Origin of the sequence: Cytobacillus firmus NBRC 15306 (genome assembly GCF_001591465.1) — a bacterium.
Classification (GTDB): domain Bacteria; phylum Bacillota; class Bacilli; order Bacillales; family Cytobacillaceae; genus Cytobacillus; species Cytobacillus firmus.
Genome location: NZ_BCUY01000031.1, coordinates 18,908 through 41,205, shown reverse-complemented (window position 1 = coordinate 41,205; position 22,298 = coordinate 18,908). Strand labels below are relative to the sequence as shown.

19 protein-coding genes and 2 pseudogenes are annotated in these 22,298 nt (G+C 41.4%); 15 read left to right on the top strand and 6 right to left on the bottom strand.

The features are described 5' to 3' along the window. On the bottom strand, positions 1–462 hold a 462-nt coding region (locus BFI01S_RS10895; RefSeq protein WP_061792644.1), incomplete at its 3' end, for a hypothetical protein. Between the two features lie 205 nt (positions 463–667). Here BFI01S_RS10895 and BFI01S_RS10890 point away from each other — a divergent pair. From BFI01S_RS10890 to BFI01S_RS10880, 4 genes and pseudogenes are all read left to right on the top strand, one after another. Beyond that, positions 668–1,741: an amidase domain-containing protein gene (locus BFI01S_RS10890; protein ID WP_061792643.1), complete on the top strand. Its 1,074-nt coding sequence runs from the start codon at positions 668–670 to the stop codon at positions 1,739–1,741. Positions 1,742–1,827: 86 nt separating this feature from the next. Beyond that, positions 1,828–2,205 (top strand): hypothetical protein, encoded by a 378-nt coding sequence (locus BFI01S_RS10885; protein WP_061792642.1) that lies wholly within the window; start codon positions 1,828–1,830, stop codon positions 2,203–2,205. Positions 2,206–2,913: 708 nt separating this feature from the next. Next, the gene (locus BFI01S_RS24350; RefSeq protein ID WP_268875324.1) at positions 2,914–3,036 is read left to right on the top strand and encodes a hypothetical protein; all 123 of its coding nucleotides are present in this window, start codon (positions 2,914–2,916) and stop codon (positions 3,034–3,036) included. A 456-nt stretch (positions 3,037–3,492) separates the two neighbouring features. Continuing rightward, positions 3,493–3,786, top strand: a pseudogene (locus tag BFI01S_RS10880) (VOC family protein); the annotation flags it as partial. 154 nt (positions 3,787–3,940) lie between these two features. On the opposite strand, the gene BFI01S_RS10875 reads toward BFI01S_RS10880, so the two are convergent. The 3 genes from BFI01S_RS10875 to BFI01S_RS10865 form a co-directional block, all read right to left on the bottom strand. After that, complete coding sequence (locus tag BFI01S_RS10875; protein WP_061792641.1) at positions 3,941–5,125, bottom strand: DUF4317 domain-containing protein; 1,185 nt, start codon at positions 5,123–5,125, stop codon at positions 3,941–3,943. A 234-nt stretch (positions 5,126–5,359) separates the two neighbouring features. Next, entirely contained in the window at positions 5,360–5,644 is a 285-nt protein-coding gene (locus BFI01S_RS10870; protein WP_061792640.1) for a YwqI/YxiC family protein, read from the bottom strand. A gap of 16 nt (positions 5,645–5,660) precedes the next feature. Next, a complete protein-coding gene (locus BFI01S_RS10865) occupies positions 5,661–5,990 on the bottom strand; it encodes a YwqH-like family protein (RefSeq protein ID WP_235831157.1) in 330 nt (109 codons plus the stop codon). 31 nt (positions 5,991–6,021) lie between these two features. On the opposite strand from BFI01S_RS10865, the gene BFI01S_RS10860 reads away from it, so the two are divergent. Then, a complete protein-coding gene (locus tag BFI01S_RS10860) occupies positions 6,022–7,185 on the top strand; it encodes a T7SS effector LXG polymorphic toxin (RefSeq protein WP_275060896.1) in 1,164 nt (387 codons plus the stop codon). Positions 7,186–7,340: 155 nt separating this feature from the next. Further along, on the top strand, positions 7,341–7,778 hold the full coding sequence (locus BFI01S_RS10855; protein ID WP_061792638.1) for an SMI1/KNR4 family protein: 438 nt from the start codon (positions 7,341–7,343) through the stop codon (positions 7,776–7,778). Between the two features lie 47 nt (positions 7,779–7,825). Here the strand turns inward: BFI01S_RS10855 and BFI01S_RS24695 are convergent, their stop codons facing one another. Then, positions 7,826–8,104, bottom strand: a complete 279-nt coding sequence (locus BFI01S_RS24695; protein ID WP_061792637.1) for a hypothetical protein — start codon at positions 8,102–8,104, stop codon at positions 7,826–7,828. A 341-nt stretch (positions 8,105–8,445) separates the two neighbouring features. Here BFI01S_RS24695 and BFI01S_RS22470 point away from each other — a divergent pair, with 341 nt between their 5' ends. Both BFI01S_RS22470 and BFI01S_RS10845 read left to right on the top strand, forming a co-directional pair. Next, positions 8,446–9,411: an ABC transporter ATP-binding protein gene (locus BFI01S_RS22470; RefSeq protein ID WP_082804508.1), complete on the top strand. Its 966-nt coding sequence runs from the start codon at positions 8,446–8,448 to the stop codon at positions 9,409–9,411. Beyond that, a complete protein-coding gene (locus tag BFI01S_RS10845) occupies positions 9,387–10,154 on the top strand; it encodes a glycine betaine ABC transporter substrate-binding protein (protein ID WP_082804507.1) in 768 nt (255 codons plus the stop codon). Before BFI01S_RS22470 ends, BFI01S_RS10845 begins: the two co-directional genes overlap by 25 nt. A 246-nt stretch (positions 10,155–10,400) precedes the next feature. On the opposite strand, the pseudogene BFI01S_RS23690 reads toward BFI01S_RS10845, so the two are convergent. Beyond that, positions 10,401–10,670: pseudogene (locus BFI01S_RS23690) on the bottom strand (DUF421 domain-containing protein); the annotation flags it as partial. Positions 10,671–10,848: 178 nt separating this feature from the next. On the opposite strand from BFI01S_RS23690, the gene BFI01S_RS10830 reads away from it, so the two are divergent. The 7 genes from BFI01S_RS10830 to essA all read left to right on the top strand — a co-directional run bounded on the left by BFI01S_RS10830 (position 10,849) and on the right by essA (position 22,150). Next, complete coding sequence (locus BFI01S_RS10830) at positions 10,849–11,847, top strand: ABC transporter substrate-binding protein (RefSeq protein WP_061792635.1); 999 nt, start codon at positions 10,849–10,851, stop codon at positions 11,845–11,847. A 479-nt stretch (positions 11,848–12,326) separates the two neighbouring features. Further along, positions 12,327–12,620: a WXG100 family type VII secretion target gene (locus BFI01S_RS10825; protein WP_009336200.1), complete on the top strand. Its 294-nt coding sequence runs from the start codon at positions 12,327–12,329 to the stop codon at positions 12,618–12,620. Positions 12,621–12,798: 178 nt separating this feature from the next. Next, positions 12,799–13,038, top strand: a complete 240-nt coding sequence (gene yukD, locus BFI01S_RS10820) for an ESX secretion system protein YukD (protein ID WP_061792634.1) — start codon at positions 12,799–12,801, stop codon at positions 13,036–13,038. A 14-nt stretch (positions 13,039–13,052) separates the two neighbouring features. Further along, positions 13,053–14,396 carry a type VII secretion protein EssB gene (gene essB / locus BFI01S_RS10815; protein ID WP_061792633.1) on the top strand — a complete coding sequence of 448 codons (1,344 nt, stop codon included), beginning with the start codon at positions 13,053–13,055 and terminating at the stop codon, positions 14,394–14,396. Between the two features lie 20 nt (positions 14,397–14,416). Beyond that, positions 14,417–18,889, top strand: coding sequence for a type VII secretion protein EssC (gene essC, locus BFI01S_RS10810; RefSeq protein WP_061792632.1), 4,473 nt, complete (start codon positions 14,417–14,419; stop codon positions 18,887–18,889). Further along, positions 18,886–21,681: a type VII secretion protein EsaA gene (esaA, locus tag BFI01S_RS10805; RefSeq protein ID WP_061792631.1), complete on the top strand. Its 2,796-nt coding sequence runs from the start codon at positions 18,886–18,888 to the stop codon at positions 21,679–21,681. The genes essC and esaA overlap by 4 nt, the downstream gene beginning before the upstream one ends. Further along, positions 21,671–22,150, top strand: coding sequence for a type VII secretion protein EssA (gene essA / locus BFI01S_RS10800; RefSeq protein WP_061792630.1), 480 nt, complete (start codon positions 21,671–21,673; stop codon positions 22,148–22,150). Before esaA ends, essA begins: the two co-directional genes overlap by 11 nt. Positions 22,151–22,298: the final 148 nt, after the last annotated feature.

Here is a 22,298-nt window from a genome sequence, read left to right as displayed (position 1 = left end):
CTTATTCCCGTCTGCACAGATAAACGATTTCTCTATTCCAGCCATGCGGACAAAATAGGGCAATCGCTGATCTTTTAATTTTTCCTCAATATAGGGTGTGTCTGGATCTATGTAAATGTGCACCCTATTGATAACACCCACAGGAACTTGCATGGTTTCTTTGATGGTATGCATCGCTTCGACATTGAAGTGAAATGTGAATGTCCCATAGTCAGTCTCGTGCTCTATGTGGAACATTTCATAATCTTCCTCCGTGCTCTGCATGATAGGGTTGGAATTTGGAGACGCCTTGACATACGATTTTACTTTTTCGTCCTCTTTATGAAATATCTCCAACCAGAATTGTTTCCACTCATCAAAGAAGGTGTATTGCCCGAAATAATTTTTAAAAGAATCGATATAGCCCTCAAAGTCATACGGGACGTACTCGACAGGGGTTGTAGCGGTGAATGTACACGGCATTCTCATCTCTCCTTTTTCATTAAGTGACTATATGAATTATCGGCTGTAACCTTTCATTCTATTAATCTTTTCATATAGTCACTCATCTTCCTGGTATTATAGCAAAGAAAATTGGAATTTTTTTGGAAAATAAAACCATGAAAATTCCAATTTTATGGTATATTGAAAATTGTAAGAAATTACAAAAAAGAGGAGGAATGCACGTATGAAGAAAAAATTGATTTCGGCATTGGTTTTAGCAGTAGCGCTGACAACCTCTGTCACCGCGCCTTTGGCCGCAGAAAATTCGGTCCAGGAAAAGAAGGAGAATGTCTTTTCGGCAAAGGATATTATGTTCTACAAAACCATCTCAGATAATCCGGCACAAGAAAGAAAAATGGCCAAGGGGGAACATAAAGAAGCCATTAAACTTGTCGAGGACTATATAAAAGCAAATGGGCTTTCGATCGTTACTGATCTCGATGATCCAGACTATCAGAAATTCGTTATGTCATTGGGCGTGGCGTTTGATGAGTTTAGCGAAGAAGATATGAAAAAAATAATTTCGTTCGTTAAGTTTATCGATTATTATGAAAATCATGCTCAGAATAATAAGCTCAAAGGATTCAAGAATAAATTAGAGAACAATGCTTCATTATCGGAACAGGAGACCGCCGAGTTAAGCAGTTTATTGCCGGCTTCACCAAACGATCCATCTACTGCAGAAAATGCGGAAGTTTCTGGAGATATTATATCGCCTATGACTGTTTATTCAAATGGATATGATAATATCAAGGCAAGGGATTACGCCTATAAATGGTGGGATGGAAGAAATCCTCTCTACGATTATTATGCCTATAAAAAAGGTTGCAGTATTTATGATAAGAGTTGTTGGAGTAAGTGGAATGATTGCGCAAACTTCGTTTCACAAGCCTTATATGCTGGTGGCATGAAAATGAGGTACGGGTCGTCTTATACTTCGTCAGCGTCTTGGAGTTATGGTGTAGTACCTTCTTACACCTGGGGTGGCGCTCATAACTTCTACACCCACTGGAAGGCACGGGCAGGCGTAGCGAGTTCGGTTTCAGCGTTGCAAACCGGTGATGCTGTAAACGCTGATTTCACAGGCGATGGCAGTATAGACCATACGGCCCTCATTACGGAGAATACGGGTTCATACAGCAGCAATAAATATTTAACACAACATACAACTGATAAAAAAGAGACAACAACTTTAGCAACTTGGTATAATAGTGGCTATAAAGTATATGGTTATGAAATGGACAAGGCATCAAATTAATAGTTGAACGATTTGAAAGCGCAAACTGAAATTAGTTTGCGCTTTTGGTACAAAAAGGATAAATTTATGAAGAAAGGAGCGATAACATGAATAGAAAATGGCTTATCATGAGTGTGGTTTTGATTGGCATTGCCGCAATAGCAATTTTTATTTATTTTAATCAGGTGCGTTATCCAGCCCTTCCGGCAGATGTAGAATCCACCCCGAAAGAAGCTGTGCAGAAATTGAATGAATCCGATCAACCATTAGTACAGATTTCAAAAGACGATGAGGCAACCTGGTACATCATGAAGAATGAAGACGTCAATGAGCAGATTAAACAGTTAATCAGCAGCAAAGGTTGGGTTTTTAAAGAGATAGATGGTAATAGTCTATTTTTTGAAAAAGACGATGAAACATTAATCGTAAGTACAGAAATGTGGACCGGTAACTATCGTCTTGTTAAAGTCCCAGCTCAATTTTGAGATGAATAAAAAACAGCCGGAGATTTCCTCATCGTAGGAGACATCCGGCTTTTTATATGGAATGGTGAACCTTGTCACTAAGCCTATTGGTACGCTCACTCATCCTCCAGGTACAAATCATCAAGTTTCGCCCCAACTTCCTGCAGGTTCGGTGTGGTATAGATCATCGTCGTCTTCGGATCATCATGGCCGGCCAGCTGAGTGAGCGTCGTGAGCGGCACTTTCTTTGCCGTTTGATAAAGAAACGAATGGCGGAGGAGGAATTGGAGGATGTTTGTATTACCCGGATTTACCAGGTCACTCGTAGGGTTTCCAAGCTAATAAAATGACAACTTTTTAGATGAAATTTTCACAGTATGATTTGCCAAGGTTAGTAAATATCAATTGGACAACAAAACAAGCTAATCTATAATAATTATAGAAAACAAAAAACGCCTAACCCCTTATTGGTCAAGCGTTTTAAAGTATGGAGCATGCGGGGCTCGAACCCGCGACCTCAACTTTCATGTTAATCATTGGAGGGCATGGGTGCATTGGTTTATTAAGTCTTTTTCTAAGCTTCAACGTTGCTTGAAAGAATTTTCGAGGGCAAAATACCTTTAATTGGGAGGGGAAGCATCCGGATTTTTTTACAATCACGTTGCTGGTAACCTTTATGAAAATGTTTTTTAATAATTCCAATTAGATCTTTTCGAGGAGGAAGTTGATATGGCTGCAATTGGTTCAGCCGTTAGAAAAACTTTTTATTTAAAATTATGTTTATTTCCCCTGCCTTTAACTAAAAGTAAAGTTGCTGGACAAAAGATTAAAGATGGAAATAAAAATGACTAAGATTCCAGATAGTCACAAAAAGAATACGATAAAGATAACTGTTCATGTTTTGTTCATGTTTATGTTTAATATTGGTCTTATTTATGTTTAGTGTAAACGAAGGTACGTTGATTTAATGGGGTTTTTAAAGTCCGTTTGTTCATGTTTATATGGTTAATAGATGGGCGGCATGATGTAATCATCGCCCAAACCCCTTGATATGTAAAAGGGAAGAGGAATGCTAAAATTTCTCTCCTAAAATTAGAGGTTTCTCATGAGTTTTTCAAACTTGTGGGAAGCCTCTTTTTTCATTTCTTTTGTTACCTGCAGATAGACGTTTTTTGTTAGCTCGCCATACTTGCTCTCATCAAGATGAAGAGGGAACTTAACGTTACATCTCGAATATCTAATGAAGTTGTAAAACTAATAATTAAAGGAAAGACAGGAGCTGGTTACGATGATAAAAGGCTTCGGTAGAAAAGATGGTACAGTAAAGTGCTGAAGATTGAAATAGATAATTGGACTGGAACTGTGATTACTCCCCAATTAGGAAATGAGACGATCTTTTCTTTCTTTGCAGAGAATGACAGTTATTTTCCAACAGAACAACAAGTGATGTTAAATTTTCAAGTGCATAATTTAGATGAGATGATCACGCATCTTGAACAAATTGGTGTACCTCTTGTTAAGGAAAAAGAGGTTAGTGAGTTTGGGAAGTTTATTTGGATTGAAGATCCTGATGGCCGACTGGTCGAGCTTTGGGAGAAATAGCGAATTTGAAAACAAGAGACATAGGGACAGGCACCTTGTCCCTATGATCCCTAAACGGCTTATACGCCAAAAAAGGAATTCCTATCTGGGAATCCCTTTTTAAATAGTATGGGAAGTAGAAATTCTACTTCTTTCGAGAGGTAGCGCGGTTACTTTATTCTTTATCCTGACCCCCGCCAAAAGCTTCCGGAATCATCGTAAAGCCTTCAATCACGGTATCCTCTTCCACCTCGATCATCAGGTAACGCTTGCCGTCAAAATTAATTTGTCTTACATATCTAAGATCCTGCGGACAAATGGATATGTTGGCTGCTTTTGTGCTGATTTTGATTGATTTTGAATTGTATTTAGGCAGGACGCTGCTTGCCTTTATTTCATATTTGTCATCATCAATGATTTTTTGATAAGCAGATTGGACCTTTTCAGAATCAATGTCTTCGATGCCGCTCACCTTTAAAACATGTTCTACGTCTTTGGAATCCAGCTTCGGCGGTTCATCCTCTTCGTTTTCCACGATCATCCGGTTTATCTCTTCATATACGTTGGAAAGTGTTGAGGTGCTAAGCTGATCTCCTGTTACGTCTTTAATAATTTCTTCAAAAACGATTTTATCATCCTGCGCCGTCATTGTTTCTTCCCCGTTTAACACGTCCTCAATGAACTGGTGGTCGGGCTCATGGACCTTGCCTGCAGAATACAGGACATGATTGACATCAGCCGCGTGATCGGTGAAGCAAGGAAATAGAAACCCTGAAATGGGAGACTTGAGGTTGATAATTGGATCAACGGTAAAATGATATTTAAATTCCCGTTCGACATAGTCAAAAAGCAGTTCTTTCTTCGGTTCCTGCGTGTTATTGATGCTGCAGAGAATAAAGGGATGAGAATAAACGGCATCCCGTTCACTTTCCTCGGCCTCTGGATTGCGGCGTTTCATGGGCTTATGGTACTCCCCGCGAATGAAAGTCACGACAATATCCTTTTCATATTGCCGGATTCCCAGCATTTTGCCGACAATCTGAAGCATTTGTTCCGTCCAGCCTTCAGCATCATTAGTCAACAATCCTTGATGAAGGATGAGCTGACTGCTGTTTTCCGCATCTCTCTGAAACTTTAACTCAAAGAGCTTTTCATCCAATTGGCCGCCAAGCATCTTTTTGAAGTTGTCCATAAACAGCTCCTGCTGATCCTGATCCAGCATTTCAAAAGGCTGGCTCTCATAATGATAAATCTCGCTTGATTCCTTCATAATATAGACGTTAAAAATATCTGTTATCTTTAGTAAGTCATTATTTAATTTAAATTGTTTCCGAATCTGTGCAATGTCTTTTTTGTTCACGGTTAAATCCACTCCTAAACTGCCCAATATGCATATCTACTAGAATAACAAAATACATCAGCTCTATAAATTATTATTTATTTTCATTTTTCTATAAGGGGTTTATTAATGAAGATTCGGAAGAGGGGAAGTGACTACGGAATTCTGGTATTCTGCCAGCATTGAGGGGATAAAAAGAGGCTTCCCATAAGCTGGCCAAAACTTATCGGAAGCCTCTTTACTTTGCTAAGGGGATTATTTTTTAACCGCATGTATACCCCTGGAAAGCAGCCGATCCGATTCATCTAAGAATTGTACGGATTGCCGTGTTGTTTCTTCATTTTTGAGCAATATAGATTTATAGGCTTCTGTCACCTGTTGAAGCTGCCTATTTAAAGCGTTCAGCTTATTGATGAAATCAAGGACATTATTCTCCCCAATAGTGGATGGAAGGGTTGGCTGGAGCCCGTTAGCGGAGGATTGAAGTTTAGAAAGTGCCAGTTCTATATCGTTTATCCTTAGCTTAATCTCAGTATCCATTCTCAGTACCTCCTCATTATTTCTTCGATCTCTCTGCTGCAAGCTGTGCTTCCAGGGAAGCGATTGTTTGTTTGATAGAATCGATTTCCTGCTGGATCTGCTGCAACTTCCGGCTTATGGCTGAAAACACATCTTGAAACTGATTTGACTCAATGTCCGTGTAACTCGTAAGCATTTGTTCAAACCGGATATCCTCAAATTCATCTGCCAGCTTTCCCTGCCAGGTAAAAGGGGAAAGATCCGGCTTTGTGACGGTATGCCGATAATGGTTAAACTCCTGCTGTTTTCCTTGGAGCTCCCCCTCACAGGCCAGCAGTCTCTGCAGATCACTTTGTTTCTTCGCCAATAAACTGTAGTAATATCCTAAAGACATGGTGATGCAGAAAGTTTCTGATATTGTCAGTCTCCCTCACCTGCAGGATGGGGAGTTTTCGGCACATGTAAGGAGAGCGGAACTTCACCGGAGAAATACGGTAGATGATCTTATGACCTTTGACAGCCAACAAACACTGGCACTTGATCCAATTGAGCAGGATCTTCATCTGATGCAGACATACATCGATGAAATTTCCAGCCTCTTTCAGAGTGGAAATCTCAGCATTTCCGGCTATTCCGTCAAGCAGCTTCAGTCCAGCCCAATCTATGGAGAGCTTTTAGAAGGCATCAGGCATAAAGCAGGAAATTCCGTGCGTTCTCCGGAATTCTTTAAAGAGCTGGGCGTCACGGCCCTGGGTCAGATTTTGCCTCCCGGTGCTTATTCCATCTGGGCTATCTGGCAGAGTAATTACGAAAGAAATACCATCCACTATCAGTTAAGGGCCTTGAAGGCTTTAGCAGAACTAAACAGTAATGAAATCAGCCCGGAGGAATTCGCCTCCCTGAGCGGCCGGGAGATTCTGACTGTTGATGTCATAGACGAGTATGGCATCGGCAGCGAGAATCAGGGCGGAAAGTTTCATCTATACGAGGACGGCCGGATTGTCCGGGAATTCTATGGAGAAAAAGGAATAGCCTACGAGTTTGTGGACTCCATTCCAGAAGACCGCGTGGGAGGAGTACGGGAATTGGACTCCATGGCCGACGGAACCCCTCTTGAAATACTCGAATACCTGTCGCTCGCGGCTGTTGTCCGAAAGCAAGGAACCAAGGTCATTCGGAAAAGCATCAATAAGGCGGACTTTGATGCGCTTGTCAGGATATTGAAAGAGGAAAAGGGTCATGTGGTCTTGCCGGGGAGGAAGGCTGGGAAGGGTACGGATGAACTTAATAAGGATTTAGCAAAAGCTTATCTGAGGGATATAGAGGCTAAAACTGGACGAAAGGTTAATAAAGAGCAGATTCATCTTATAAAAGAAGCCTTGAGAAACAAAAACTATGAAAAATTGACACCAAAAGAGACAGCTAAGCATAGAAGCAAATTTACATCGAGCTTGAAAGATAAATTGATTGCAGAATGGGAAGAAAAAACCAACCAAAAGTGGCCAAGATATACAGAAGAAGTGCTTGATAAGAATGGAGAGGTTGCTCGGAGTATTGGTTAACCGTATGATGCCCATCATATCATAGAGAATAACTTTGGTGGCCCTCATGAGTGGTGGAATATTCATCCAGCAAAATATCCTAACGAACACCAAGCAGGGATACATGGAAAGGGAGCACCATCAGGTAAACTATTTCCAAGGAGGTAAAATAGCATATGGCTGATTTTGAATTTATTAATGAGCTAGAAAATAAAACCTATAAGGTACCTGAAGATGATATTTTAAAAGCTGAACAAAGAATGGATATCAGTTTTCCAAATGATTTAAAACAGTTATATTTAGATGTTGGTTATGGTTTTATTAAAGGTCAAAGTGCTAATGCAATAAATAGAATATTGGGACCAGGGGCTGTAGCAGATATTAGATTAAGAGAAGGTATTTTTGAATTTGACCCAGATTTAGATGAACTTTTTGATGATGAAGATAAACTTATTTTTTTTGAAGTAAACGAGGGTGTTTATATTTCAATAGATTTACAATTAGTTAATAATCCAATATATTATTTCGATATTCAAATAGCTGAATCGTTAGAGGATTTTTTTAAAAAGTTTCTCAATAATAATGAATATTTTATAGATTTAATTGAGGATTAGGCTTAATTGGTATAAAAAAATAATTGACCTTGGATTGGCTATGCCTTTCAAGGTTTTTCGTTTAATATATCCTCAACATTCCCCCTCAAAATGTAGTGAATTTGCCCAAGCCAAACCCATTTCCGCGCATATACAATAATGTAGGCATATACAGAGGAAATGGAGGTATGTATGAATGTACCCTTATAGAGGGCCTTATCAGCCGCAGGATCAGCGGTTTTTTGGATTCTTTGGTCTGCCTTTTTTAGGCGGGTTAGCAGGAGGCTTATTGGGCACTGCCTTATTCTACCCGCGTCCATATTATGGGTATCCGCCACCGCCGCCATATTATTACCCGCGGCCTTGCTGTGGACCAGGATTTGGATATCCTTATTAATCGTTATCAGGGGGAGCTCTTTAAGAAATGCTTCCCTTTTTTGATGCCTAAAAGAGCCAGAGTAAATTGTTGAGAGAAGGGCTTACGGAAACATAAATCTTCCATGTAATTGAAAGGTTGGTTTGAAGTAAGAAGATTAAGGTTAAATATGAATATTATGGAATTATAGTGGGATAACTAATTTATCGAATTTTGCATGCTTAAGCGGTTTATGTTACCCTGAAAAACGTATCTGCGGATAGGCTGCTCCATAATTTTACAATTATTCGAAGTATAGGAGGTGCTGAAAAGTTGATTGCGTTTAAAGAAGTAAACAAAGTCTTTCAGGATGGGTTTCATGCTCTCAAGAATATTACTTTTAAGGTCGAGGAAGGTGAACTGCTGGTTCTGATTGGACCCAGCGGATCTGGAAAAACCACAACCATGAGGATGATCAACCGTCTGATTGAGCCGACAAAAGGGACAATTACAATTGAAGGAAAAGATATTTCAAAAGAAGATCCAGTCAAGCTTCGCCGGACGATCGGCTATGTGATCCAGCAAATAGGGCTGCTTCCTCATATGACGATTAAAGAAAATGTTTCGCTTGTTCCGAGGCTGATGAAATGGAAGAAGGAAAGATACATAGATAAAGTGGACGAACTGATGCATATGGTAGGACTGGATCCGGAGATGTTTGGCGAACGTTACCCTTCAGAACTGAGCGGCGGGCAGCAGCAGAGAATCGGTGTTATCCGTGCGCTGGCAGCTGAGCCGAAAATTATTTTAATGGATGAACCATTCAGTGCACTGGATCCGATCAGCCGGGAGCAGCTGCAGGATGAGTTAGTCCGCCTTCAGCGGGATATCCAGAAAACCATTGTATTCGTCACCCATGACATGGATGAGGCGCTTAAAATCGCTGACCGCATCTGTATTATGAAAGATGGGGAGGTGGTGCAGCTCGATACGCCGGAAAACATCATCCGCAGGCCGGCTAATGAGTTTGTCCGAAGCTTTATTGGAGAAGACCGGCTTCAGGAAAGTGACAGCATTTCATTCCCGAAACTGACCAAATTAATGGTTCCTGCTGTAACAGCGGGTGAAAACCGCAGGCTGGCCGAATCCCTAAAGATGATTCGAAACAAACGGGTTAACAGTCTTGTGGTTGTGAATGATCAAAATGTTTTTCAACAGCCGGCGGCAAGGATACGATCACCATTACCGGGAAAAACTTCACAGAGCAGGAGATCATGGTTTACATTATGGGGCATCTGATTGAAGAGCATACAGATTTAAATGTGAAATATGAGTCCTTCCTGGGAGGTACCGCACCTGCATTTGAAGGTGTTAATAACGGAAATTATGATTTATATATGGAATATACGGGAACAGCTTTGCTGAGTATTTTAAAAGAAGAAATGATCAGCGATCCTGACAAGGTGTATGACCTTGTAAAAGAGCGCTTTAAGGATGATTATGATTTGGTCTGGCTTGAACCGTATGGGTTTAATAACACGTATACACTGACCATTCGAAAAGAAGATGCTGAGAACTGGGGTGTAAAAACCATCTCAGATTTAGGCAGGAAATCATCGGAGCTGGCTCTTGGGTCGGAGCCGGAATTTCTGGAGCGTCCAGATGGCTATCCCGGCCTTGTGGAAACTTATGGATTTGAATTTGGGGAAACACAGGCCATGGACTCTGGCATTATGTACAGTGCCATCAAGAATGGCGAAGTGGATGTCATTGACGCCTTTTCCACCGATGGCCGCATACCGGCATTCAATCTGCAGGTCCTTGAGGATGATAAAAAATTCTTCCCTCCGTATTATGCAACTCCTGTTATAAGGGCTGATACGCTGAAAGAACATCCTGAAATTGAAGAAGCATTGAAGAAGCTCGCCGGGAAAATTGATAATGAAAAAATGCAGGAACTTAATGCAAGAGTTGATATCGATAAAGAACAATATGAAGATGTGGCGGTTGATTTCCTGAAAGAAGAGGGATTAATTGACTGATTCGAAAAGGACTGTGGATATCATCCGCAGTCCTTTTTGTAAGATCAATATCTATTTAAATGATAATGGATGGTGTGGCTCTGAACTAAACTTACTGCAGATGACCTTGCGCACTTTCGGAAGTTTCTTCTGCGACTTCTGTAAAAATATCCTCTTCGTTTTCGGGAACCATATGGATAGAGAAGCCCTTGGCAAAGGCAGGTTCCAGTAAATGAATCAGCTGCTGGACATCAGCCTGAAGCTGAAGGAATTCCCGGTGATAAACTTCTCGAATTTGTCTGATTTCATTTGTGCATATTCCATGACAACTAAGGTAAGGACAAGGATGAGTCCAACAGCAAGAGTAGTCCAAATGCTTTCCCCTGAAACCGGTTCAATTAATAGTGAACCAATTCCAATCATGATTACTACCTGAGCTAATGTCATCTGTGAAATAGACTTTCTGCCAGCGATCCTTAATAACAGGGTACCCCCGATGACGACAAGGATTGAGTTCCAAATCCAGTCGAATTCCACTCTTATCCCTCCCTAATATTTTATTATAGTCTCTCGCAAATAGAGCCTTCTAAAACTGTTAATGTCAATTTATCTAACAAAAAGTGGGATTGGCTATTGTTACAAGCTTATTAAACGTGTTAATATCAAAATATTATAAAAATTTTAATAACTACATAATTGTCGGGGGGAATTTGTGATGAAGAAGATTTTAGCCGTCCTAGCAAGCAGCGCTTTATTAATGCTGGCTGCCTGTGGCTCAGGAAATGAGGAAACCAGCGGGGAAGCGTCAGAAAAGAAAACCGTAAAAATCGGGATCACGCAAATAGTTGAGCATCCATCATTGGATTCTGCGAGAGAAGGGTTTATTGCCGCACTGAAAGATGCGGGCTATGAAGAAGGAAAGAATCTTAAAATTGATTTCCAGAACGCCCAGGGGGATATGAACAATAATATGTCAATCGCCCAGAACCTGGTCGCGGACAAGAATGATTTGATCCTGGCGATTGCTACGGCGAGTGCACAATCGGTTGTGCAATCCACGAAGGATATTCCAATCCTTTTTACAGCCATCACCGATCCTGTGGGAGCTGAGCTTGTGGAAAGCATGGAAAAGCCGGGCGGGAATGCCACGGGTACATCTGATACACATCCGGATGCCATCAAAAATACAATTGACTCTATCAAAACATTTGTACCTGATGCCAAAAAGGTCGGCATTATATACAATGACGGGGAACCAAACTCAGTGGTAAATGTTAAGCATGCAAAAGAAGCTATCGAGGCGGCAGGCCTGGAAGCGGTTGAAACGACTATCTCAACTAGCTCCGAGGTGAAGCAGGCAGCTGAATCCTTAGTGGGACGTGCTGATGTATTTTACATCCCTAAGGACAATACAGTCGTATCTGCCCTTGAATCTGTGCTGAACGTAGCCAATGAAAAAGACATTCCAGCTTTTGTCGGAGAAAGTGATTCGGTTAAACGGGGCGGATTTGCTGCCTATGGTTTTGAATATCATGATCTGGGATACTCCACAGGCCAAATGGCTATTGACATTCTTGAAGGCAAAAAGCCGAGCGAGATTCCTGTCGGCTACCCGGAGAACCTTGAGCTTGTGATTAACAAAAAAGCAGCTGAGGAACAGGGGATTACTCTCACAGAGGACATGCTGAAAGATGCTAAGGTGGTTGGGGAATAAATAGTCTGCTCAAAGATACAGCGATTTAGCTGTATCTTTTTTTTGCTTAATGGACCCCGAAATTTATTTTGGAAAATGATTCAAAAGTACCATATAAACAAGAAGGCTGATTTTAGGAAAAAAAGGGCACAACAAAGTTTAATTAAAATCTAAATGACTGAGTAATTTTACCTAAAATATACAATTGGGGGTTTATAGTTTAATAGGAATAAAACCACAGACATAATTCGACACGGCGTTGTACGCGATTTGACGAGTTTTGACTGCCATGATAGTAATAAATAGGTAGAAAATTTGAATTTTAAAATTGAAAAATCAGTAATAACCTATGAAAAAAATACCAATTTAGGTTTAAGCCTTTTGAAATTGGGTATTAGTGGGTATAAATAACTGTTTTGTTATTTTTTACAAGCAAGTAATTGACCTTTGTATTGTGTATTTTTACAATAATAGTAACCTATTGAAAAGGAGAGATTTGAATGTCAGGAGTTATTCGCGTTACACCAGCAGAATTAGTAGGCATGTCTAACCGTTATAATGGAGAAAGCAGCCAGGTTGGGGATCAGATTGTCCGTTTGGATAATATGATTCGTGAACTGGAAGGTGCATGGGAAGGGGAAGCAAGCAGAGCATTTGCTGAACAATACCAATCTTTAAGACCTTCATTTGTTCAAATGCAGCAATTATTAGAGGATATTTCTGTTCAGCTTAATAATACTGCAAGAGCTCTTGAAGATGCTGATAACCAGATCGCAGGCCAAATCCGCGGTTAATTTTATCTGAATCAATAAGTGGAGAAGGAGCGCTGCATTCACAGGATGAAAAGCGCTCTTTTTTTGGTACTAAATTAGCAAATTTTTACTTTGGTAATTTGTCTAGCGCAAGCAGCCTGCCCCCTCGAGGTGTCAGGGGTGATCGAGGCGCTTCCGCTTTTCTAGTGAGGTGTTGAATATGTACATAGAATTAACAATTGATTTAAAACATTATGAAGTTGAACCTTTCGATCTCCGTCTATCTAACTATCACTCTGTTAAAAAAGTAGTTGATATTGTTTGGCAAGCTAAGTCTATTCCTCAGCCGCCCCGGGAAGGATATTGGGTCAGAATTCCCAACAAGCAAATGATTCTGTCAGGAAACGATAAGCTGGCAGAAAAGGGGATTACCACTGGGGACCGTTTCGAAATTTTATAAAGGAGCATTTAAAAATGTCAGAAAAGAGTCAAACCTACCTTGAAGAGCAGCTTGAAGCGGTTGTCGAAACAGATCATCAATCCCTAACCATTCTTTTTCAAAAAGAAAAAATTAAAGCTGATGCTGCTGAGGAATTGGAATTGCTCCAGGCAATGGAATCAGCTATAAAAAGGGATATCCATTTAACAGAGGATGAACTGCGCCTCGTCCTGCAAATTCCCTCAAATTACTTAACCTTCTCCAAATTAAAAAAGAAAGACCAGAGAAGCAGATGGATGTTTTCTTCGCAACTTCTAAAACTTGTGAAAAGTTATCCGTATTCCAGACTGCATCTTGTTCTTTGTCCTGAAAACATTGTGGCGGATGAAAGCCTGTCACCGCATTTGCTTCATTATGGTGTTAGTGAAAGCCTTCCGCCTTATGAAACCAATCAGGAAAAACTCTGGATGGAATTGAAAGCGACCATCGCAGCTGCTGTAGATGGAAATCGCTCCTTCCGGGATTACCTCAAACTTCATGAAACCATTGAACTGTCGCCTGCAGCGGCAAGTGTCATCAAGGCCAAGGATGAAAATGAATTGTCAGACATCATCCGGACTAACATAGAAATGCTTGAAAAGAAAGATAAGGAATATGCTAAGGTTCCGCAGAAAAAGTGGAAAGCAACAAGGTATTCGGCGTGGGGGCTGCTGATTGCTTTAGTGCCTTTCGTTGCTTTCAGCCTATATTCCCTTATCTTTACTCAGCCAAAACAGGCAGCTTTTATTAACAGTCAGGAGCATTTTCTGAAAAGCCAGTATAGCGATGTCGTTTCCGAGTTATCCAATTATGATATTGATCAGATGCCAAGAGTCGTACAGTACGAACTGGCACAGTCTTACATAATAAATGAAGCATTGACAGAAGACCAAAAAGAGAATGTCCAAAATACGATCACCCTGCAGACGGATCCCCTATACTATCATTACTGGATTCACATTGGGAGAGGAGATGCCAAGGAGGCTCTCGATATCTCCCGGGATCTTGAGGATCGGGACTTAATGCTGTTCGCATTGCTTAAATACCGTGAAGTTGTCAAAGCAGATGATAGTCTTGAATCCGATGAAAAACAGCAGAAAATCGACGAAATTCAAGCAGAGATTGATGAGTATATAGAGGAACAGAAAGCTCAGGAGGAAGAGGAGCAGCGTCTTCAGGAAGAGCAAAGCAGCAGCGGAGATAATGAACAGACAGTAAAACAGGAGTCACAACAAAAAGCTGCTGAAGAGCAAAAGGCTGGAGATGCAAAGGCAGCTGAAACCACTGCTGAAAAATCTGCCGAGAAGAAGGAAGAGGCAGGAAAGACAAAACCTAATTAAGATAGACAGGAGGTGGAGAGATGGAACAGTTATGGTTGTTTTACAGCGATTACTGCCAGCAGCTGTCTATGCCAATTGAAAAAAGCGGCAGGATCACTATTGGCCCTGACCTGGAACAGCTGGTGACAATAAGGGAGTTTCCTTTTACAAAAGGAATTGTGTCAATAGAAAAGCACGACAGCTTCTATGAAGTTAAGCAAAATGAGTTGGTTCTCGGAAAGCTGAACGATGGAGAACCCTTTCAGATAAATGATGAAGGGAAAACCCTGACGATAATAGGAACCTCTGAAGCTATTAAAAGCCAGACCTACTATTCCGGCTATAAAAGGGAAATAGAGATATCCTCTGATAACCCGGAAGCATCCATTTATAAAAAGCACGGCATTTTAATGGATGCGAGCCATTCTTTTGACCTGATAAAAACAAATAAGGGCTGGATGGCAGAGCCGGGTTCAGGACAGATTTATATAAACGGAAAAAGAGTTGAAGAGAGGACTTTCCTTGAAATGGGAGATGTGCTTTTCTTTCCATTCATGTCTATACGAATAATAGAAGAAGATCTTTTCCAGATTGATAGCTTTGAAGGGTATGAATCAAAGCTCCCTATTACCATCAGGCCGCAATCAGAGATGGCAAAGAAATATCCTCTCTACCGGAGAACGCCAAGAATGATCTATGAAATGCCGGATGAGAAGGTCTCCCTTTCCTTTCCATCGCAGGAGCCGGATGATTCAGGCAGGGGTTTATGGCTGATTATCATGCCGCCGCTGATTATGCTGGTTGTAATGGGCATCGTGGCTTTAATTCAGCCAAGAGGGATTTTTATTATCATTTCAATGGTCATGTTCATGACCACTTTAGTGACATCAACAGTTCAGTACTTTAAGGATAAAAGCAATCAAAAAAAGCGAAAAGAGCGCAGGCATCGGGTCTATACTGCCTATCTGGAAGAGAAGCGAAAAGAACTGCAGGCACTTTCTGACCAGCAGAAGCATGTCCTTGAATTCCACTTTCCATCCTTTGAGAAAATGAAGTATTTTACGGGCCATATATCCGACCGGATTTGGGAGCGGCCTCTGCAGAGCTTTGATTTCCTTCAATTCAGGCTGGGTACCGGAAATGTGCCTGCGAGCTATGAAGTTAAAGTCAGCTCAGGTGATATGGCAAACCGTGAAATCGATGATCTGCTGGAACAGTCACAGCAAATGGAAAAGGTGTATAAGGAAGTTAGAAATGTGCCTGTAGTGGCTGACCTTGCAAAGGGGCCAATCGGACTGATTGGAAAAGAGCCGGTTGTTAAAAATGAGATACACCAGATCATTGGGCAGCTGGCCTTTTTTCACAGCTATCATGATGTGCGGTTTGTATTCATTTTTAATGAAAAGGAATATAAGAAATGGGAATGGCTCAAATGGCTTCCCCATTTCCAGATGCCGCATGCACATGCAAAAGGGCTGATATATAACGAACAAACGAGGGATCAGCTGCTGTCTTCCCTTTATGAAATCCTGCGTGAAAGGGATTTGGATGAAAATAAAGAGAAGCAGGTATATTCGCCTCACCTCGTGTTCATCATAGCCAATCAGCAGCTGATTTCAGATCATGTGATTCTGGAATATTTGGAGGGTGACCACTCCAATATGGGAATCTCCGTGATCTTTGCAGCAGACTCAAAGGAAAGTCTTCATGATAATATTCAAACCCTTGTCAGATATGTCAATCAGGAAGAAGGGGACATTCTGATTCAGGACAAAAAGGCCGTGAGCATCCCATTTAAGCTTGATGCTCATCAGAAGAAGGGAAATGAGGAATTTTCCCGTCTGTTAAGAACGCTTGATCATCAGGTTGGAATGACCAATTCCATTCCAAATAGCGTTTCCTTCCTGGAAATGATGAAAGTAAAAGAAGTAGGGAAACTTCCGATTAAAGAGAACTGGCTTACAAAAGAGTCTTCCAAATCTCTGGCAGTTCCAATCGGTTTAAAAGGAAAAGAAGACCTGTCGCTTTTGAATCTTCATGAAAAGGCGCATGGCCCTCACGGTTTGCTGGCTGGGACAACGGGATCGGGTAAGAGTGAATTTCTGCAGACGTATATTCTTTCACTTGCTGTTCACTTCCATCCCCACGAGGTCGCATTCCTGCTGATTGACTACAAAGGCGGAGGCATGGCCCAGCCGTTTAAGAACATGCCGCATCTTCTGGGTACGATTACGAATATTGAAGGCAGCAAGAACTTCAGTTCAAGAGCGCTTGCCTCTATCAAAAGCGAATTGAAAAGGCGGCAAAGGCTTTTTGATCAATATCAGGTAAATCATATCAACGATTACACTGACCTTTATAAAAACAATATGGCAAAGGAGCCGCTGCCGCATTTGTTTTTGATTTCCGATGAGTTTGCGGAGCTTAAGAGTGAAGAGCCTGAATTCATCAGAGAGCTTGTCAGTGCTGCGCGGATCGGCCGAAGCCTGGGAGTTCACTTAATTCTGGCCACCCAAAAGCCAGGCGGTGTCATTGACGAACAGATCTGGAGTAATGCCCGTTTCCGTGTGGCTTTAAAAGTTCAGGACACAGATGACAGCCGGGAGATCATTAAAAACGGCGATGCCGCTGCTATTACCGTAACCGGCCGCGGCTATCTGCAGGTCGGCAATAATGAAGTCTATGAACTGTTCCAATCTGCCTGGAGCGGGGCCCCTTATTTGGAGGACTCTTCTGAGACAGAGGATGAGATTGCTATTGTAACTGACCTGGGCCTTGTTCCATTATCGGATGTGAATTCACGCCAAGGGAAGAAAAAAGGCGGAAAGACAGAAATTGAGGCAGTGGTGGAAGAAATTGAAGCAGCACAATCCTCGATGGGCATTAAGAAACTTAGAAGTCCATGGCTTCCTCCTCTTGAAGGGCGCTTAAGCAGAAAACTTTATCGCGCTGAGGAGAATAATGAAATTCATTTAGGAATGGTGGATGAGCCTGAGAAGCAGAGCCAGTATCCATTAAGCTATCAAATCATAGAGGATGGAAATGTAGGCGTGTTCGGCTCATCAGGTTATGGAAAATCCCATACGATTATGACACTGCTGCTCAGTATTGCCGAAAAGCGGTCTCCTGAAGAAGCACATTATTATATTTTCGATTTTGGCAATGGTTCACTCCTTCCGTTAAGGCAGCTTCCGCATACGGCCGATTTCTTCCTGATGGATGAAGAACGAAAAATTGAAAAGTTCATGAATCTGATCAAGGATGAAATTGCCCGCAGGAAGCTATTATTCCAGCAGCAGGAAGTCAGCGGAATTAAGATGTACAATTCAATGAGCAATGAAAAATTGCCGCTCGTCTATATTACATTTGATAACTTCGATTTAGTAAAAGAGGAAATGCAGGAGCTTGAAACGCAAATTAATCAGATTGCCAGGGATGGACAGTCACTCGGCATCTATATGATTTTCGCTGCGACCCGGATTAATTCAATCCGGCAGTCACTCATGAATAACCTCAAAACAAAAGTCGTCCATTATCTGATGGACAGCAGCGAGGCCTACTCCGTTCTGGGAAGAGTTCCGTTCGCACCTGAGCCTATACCGGGAAGAGCCATTATTAAAATGGAAGAGGCTTATTTTTCACAGGTATTCCTGCCGGCAGAGGGCAAGGATGATTTCGAGATCATGGAATCGATCCGGGCCGGCATTCAGGAACTGAAGGAGAAATACAAGGACTGCAGTCAGCCTGAAGAGGTGCCAATGCTTCCGGCAGAGCTTAATACGATTAACTTTACCCGTTACACTGCGGGAGAGACTCAGCCAGGACTTGTACCAATTGGCCTTGATGAAGAATCCGTCAAACCTGTGTATGCAAACTTCAATAAAACGAAGCATTGCATTATCCTTGGGCAGGCCCAAAAAGGAAAGACAAATGTCCTTAAGCTCATGATCAATCAAATGCTCGCTCAGGGAGCTGAATCTGTCGGTATTTTCGATTCCTTTGACAGAGGATTATCATCCTATGCCAGTGAGGAAAGGTCAGTCTATATCGAGACAAAGGAACAGATCAGCGATTGGGCTGCAAAGGCGGAAGAACAGTTATCCCTCAGGGAAAAAGAATATCTTAATGCAATCCAGCATGGCAATACAGATATAGAGTTTTCGCCGATTGTGCTGGCTGTGGATGGATACTCCCGTTTTGCACAGACATTGGATAACAGCCTGCAGGAAAGAATGGCAAGGCTGATGAAAAATGGAAGCCATCTTGGGTTTAGTGTCATCGTTACAGGCAGCAATAATGAACTGACGAAAGGATACGACTCCTTAACGGCAGAAATCAAACAGATCCGCCAGGCAGTCGTTCTGATGAAAAAATCAGAGCAGACGCTCTATACCCTTCCATACGACCGGAAAGAGGCGGAGATTCAGCCGGGATATGGTTATTACGTTATAAACGGAAAGGAATTAAAAATTCAAATTCCTTTATGTGCCACTGAAAGGAAGGTCTTAGCATGACAGCCAAAACAAAATATATCGTGAAAATGGTTTTGGTGATGCTTCTGATTATCGCCGCGCCAGCCATCTTTTTTGGCTCCATTGGCGATAATCCTCTGCTGGTCAGGGAGAATGCCACAAGAACCATAGCTGTTGTTAATGAAGATACAGGCGCTGACAAGGAAGAAAAGTCACTTGATTTTGGAGAGGAAATTACATCGATCCTCGAAGATGGCTCACAATATGAGTGGACTGTCATCGGCAGAAGTGCTGCAGAAAATGGCTTGAGAAATACCAAGTATGATGCAGTTGTTTATATTCCTTCCAATTTTTCAAAGAATATCATGTCCTATGAAAGCCAGCAGCCTGAAAAAGCAAATTTTGAATATACCGTTCAGAACCAGCTGAACTCACTGAACCGGGAAAAGGTTCTGCGCGAGATCCAGACAGCCACCAACCGTGTGAATGGAAAGATTTCAACCTTGTACTGGACCTATGTATCACAGGACCTTGAAAATGTGAAATCCCAGTTTGATACCATTTTGCAAAAAGAAATAGACTTCCAGAATGCCATGCTCGCTTTCTATAAGCCCAGCTCAAAGAACCTGGCAGCGGAAATCGAACAGCAGCGCAATATGCTGGAGAGCATTCAGTCGACAGTGAAGACAGCTGCAGAAAGCACTGCCGAGGGTGAAAATAATCTCAGTCAATTTGAAGAAAACCTTGGCTCGTTTGTACAGTTTGTAGATCAGTACAAAGAATACCAGGATAATCAGCAAAGTATCCTTCAAAAAATGCAGGATGAAAATATAGTCGATATTCAAGCTGTTGCGGGACAAAAGATGCCAGCTCATATGGATGCTCTTAGTGGCGATTTGACTAAGGGAGAACTGGAATTGGGCAATGGGATAGCGAGTGTTGAGGCTCAACTTGAAAATAATAGTGAAGCATTTGGAGAGATTTCAGCAATCCCTAAAAATCTAATTGATCAAAAATCAGAAGTTGAAGATGTAATAAGTACGATAATAGATCAAGAAAATGAAGGTCTGTCTAATACCAAGATAAAAATGATTTCAGCTAAAAAGGAGCTTTTGGCTTCTGAGGGTGGAGGGGACATACCGGAAACGGTATCTACTAAAAATAATAACCAAGTAAACCAGCTTCAGCTACCACCTGAAAATTCCGACGAAGATTCTTCTCTACCTGGTACGGAAAATGAAAGACAAGAATTAAAGAATATAGCTAATTCAATTGATGCTTTAAAATCTTCGCTGGATTCTATCGAAGGAGAAAAACCGGATCAGGTCATTGCAGCAATTCAAGAGTTACCAACTTTGGCTGAAAAGATAAGGAATGTTGAAAAAAAACTTGAATTGATAGACTCAGGAGAGAATCCTCTAAAAGATGATCTGGATGAGTTAACCAACAAATATGAAACTTTACTAAATGAAAATCAATTGCTTAAGGATCAATTGGGATCTTCAGTAAGTTTTTCTTCTTTAATAGAACTTATAAAAGAAAAAGAGCAGAAGTTGCTTCAGTTGGATACTTTAGATGGTGACGATAAGAAAATTTTACAGAAAGAAATTGACAATCCACATCCAGTTAAACTTATGCAGTATTATGCTTCTCTTGCACAATATGAGGAGATGTTAGGTTCATCCAATTTAGAAGAACTAACTCAACTCAAAGAGAAATTGAATACTACTATAGGGATAAATGAGGAAGAACAAAAAGCCTGGAATGATTTAGAGACCTCTCTTCCAGAAGCCGGGAATAAACTGATAGATTTCGAAAACCAATTTGTAGCATTCTTTAAAGAGTACAATGAAAAAATTAATGCACAGCAAAAAGCCATCGAGACAGATTTGTCCGCTCTGCAGGAAAATGCAAATTCGGTTAGGGAGCAAATTCAAACATCATCAACGAATACTCCAGTTCCTGTGGATAGCATTGACGGAACTTCCGTTATGTCCAAACAGGAAGGAATCAGCCAGAGAATGCTGATGATTAATGATCTTGTTGGATCCATCGGAGAAAATCAAAGCAATATCGTATCCTATACAAGCGAGCTGGAGCAAAAGGTGCAAAGTGTCCAGCAGGATGCAGATACACTGAATTCAAAGTGGGGCTCGAACGTAGAGACAACTCAGATGTTCCGGGATGATATTTACAATCTTCTTGGAAACACTTATGTGAATGGCCAGAAGAATGGCCCGGTATACGAGCAATTATCCAGCCCGCTTCAAATCAGCGGAGAAACAGCTGCCAAGAAAGAGGAAAGCAAGCTGCCGCCGGTTGTCGTATTGGCCATTGTTCTGCTCAGCAGCTTAATGATCGGATACTTCAGCCATTATTTCAAAAATGCGCCGATGCTCGTCCATGCTTCCATGTTTGTGCTGCTGAATCTTATTGTTGGTCTGATTATCAGCATATTCGGTCTCAATATTTACTCAATGGAACAGGATCGCGCAATAGAGTGGACCATTTTCACCATATTGCTGCTGACGGCAGCCTCGGCCATTGTACTGGCAGGATTCAAGATCGGCAATTTGGCAGGGTGGATTCTGAGCGTAGGTCTCATCGCCTTCTTCATCAGTCCATTCCTGGCTCTTACAGCACCGAATATTAACTATGAAGACCCAATGTCCAAGGTATATATGTCCATTCAGTATGACTCACAAACCCTGTTTATTCCGGCCATCCTCATACTGCTTGGCATTATTGCCTTCCTTGCCATCATTCCATTTGCAGTCCGGTCTATAAAGGACCTGCGTACAAAGAGGGATGAGGACCAGGCTTATGAAGCTTAATAGATTCCTTAAAGTAATAGTTCTGCTCCCGGCGTTTTGGCTGCTAGCTGGCCAATCGGCCGGGGCGACCCCTGACTTTAATAACTTGACTCCGAATACCTATGAAAAAAAGGAATTCAAAGAGAACACCGATTACTTGCATGAAAAATCGCTTTATGAAAATAAGAAGCAGATCCCCGAAGAACAAAAGGATCTTACTTTTACAAAAAAGAACCTGGATCCTTTGAATGAAGTGAAGGAGAAGCTTTTCGACGGCGGTGAAACCACTACTAATACCATCACCGCAAAAGCGGACCAGCTTCAGCTTTTTTCCGATTCGAAACAGGAAAGCTTTTTCAAGGCGGAGGATCAGGTACCCGCAGAACAAGATAATAAATTAATGATTCTTTATATTATTCTGCTTATCATTGCCATAGGTGTAATTATGGGATTCCTCATTCCGAGGATGGCGAAGCAGGCTGACAATTAAATAATTCCCGTACATGTCTCCGGTTTGGAGACATGTACATAAATACTGCAACCAAATTCTTCAGCAAACTCCCCTCAATTAACTGCCCTCTAAAAATAGAATAAAGAATTAGGCATGAAAGAAATGAAGAGACTTTAAATTATTGGAT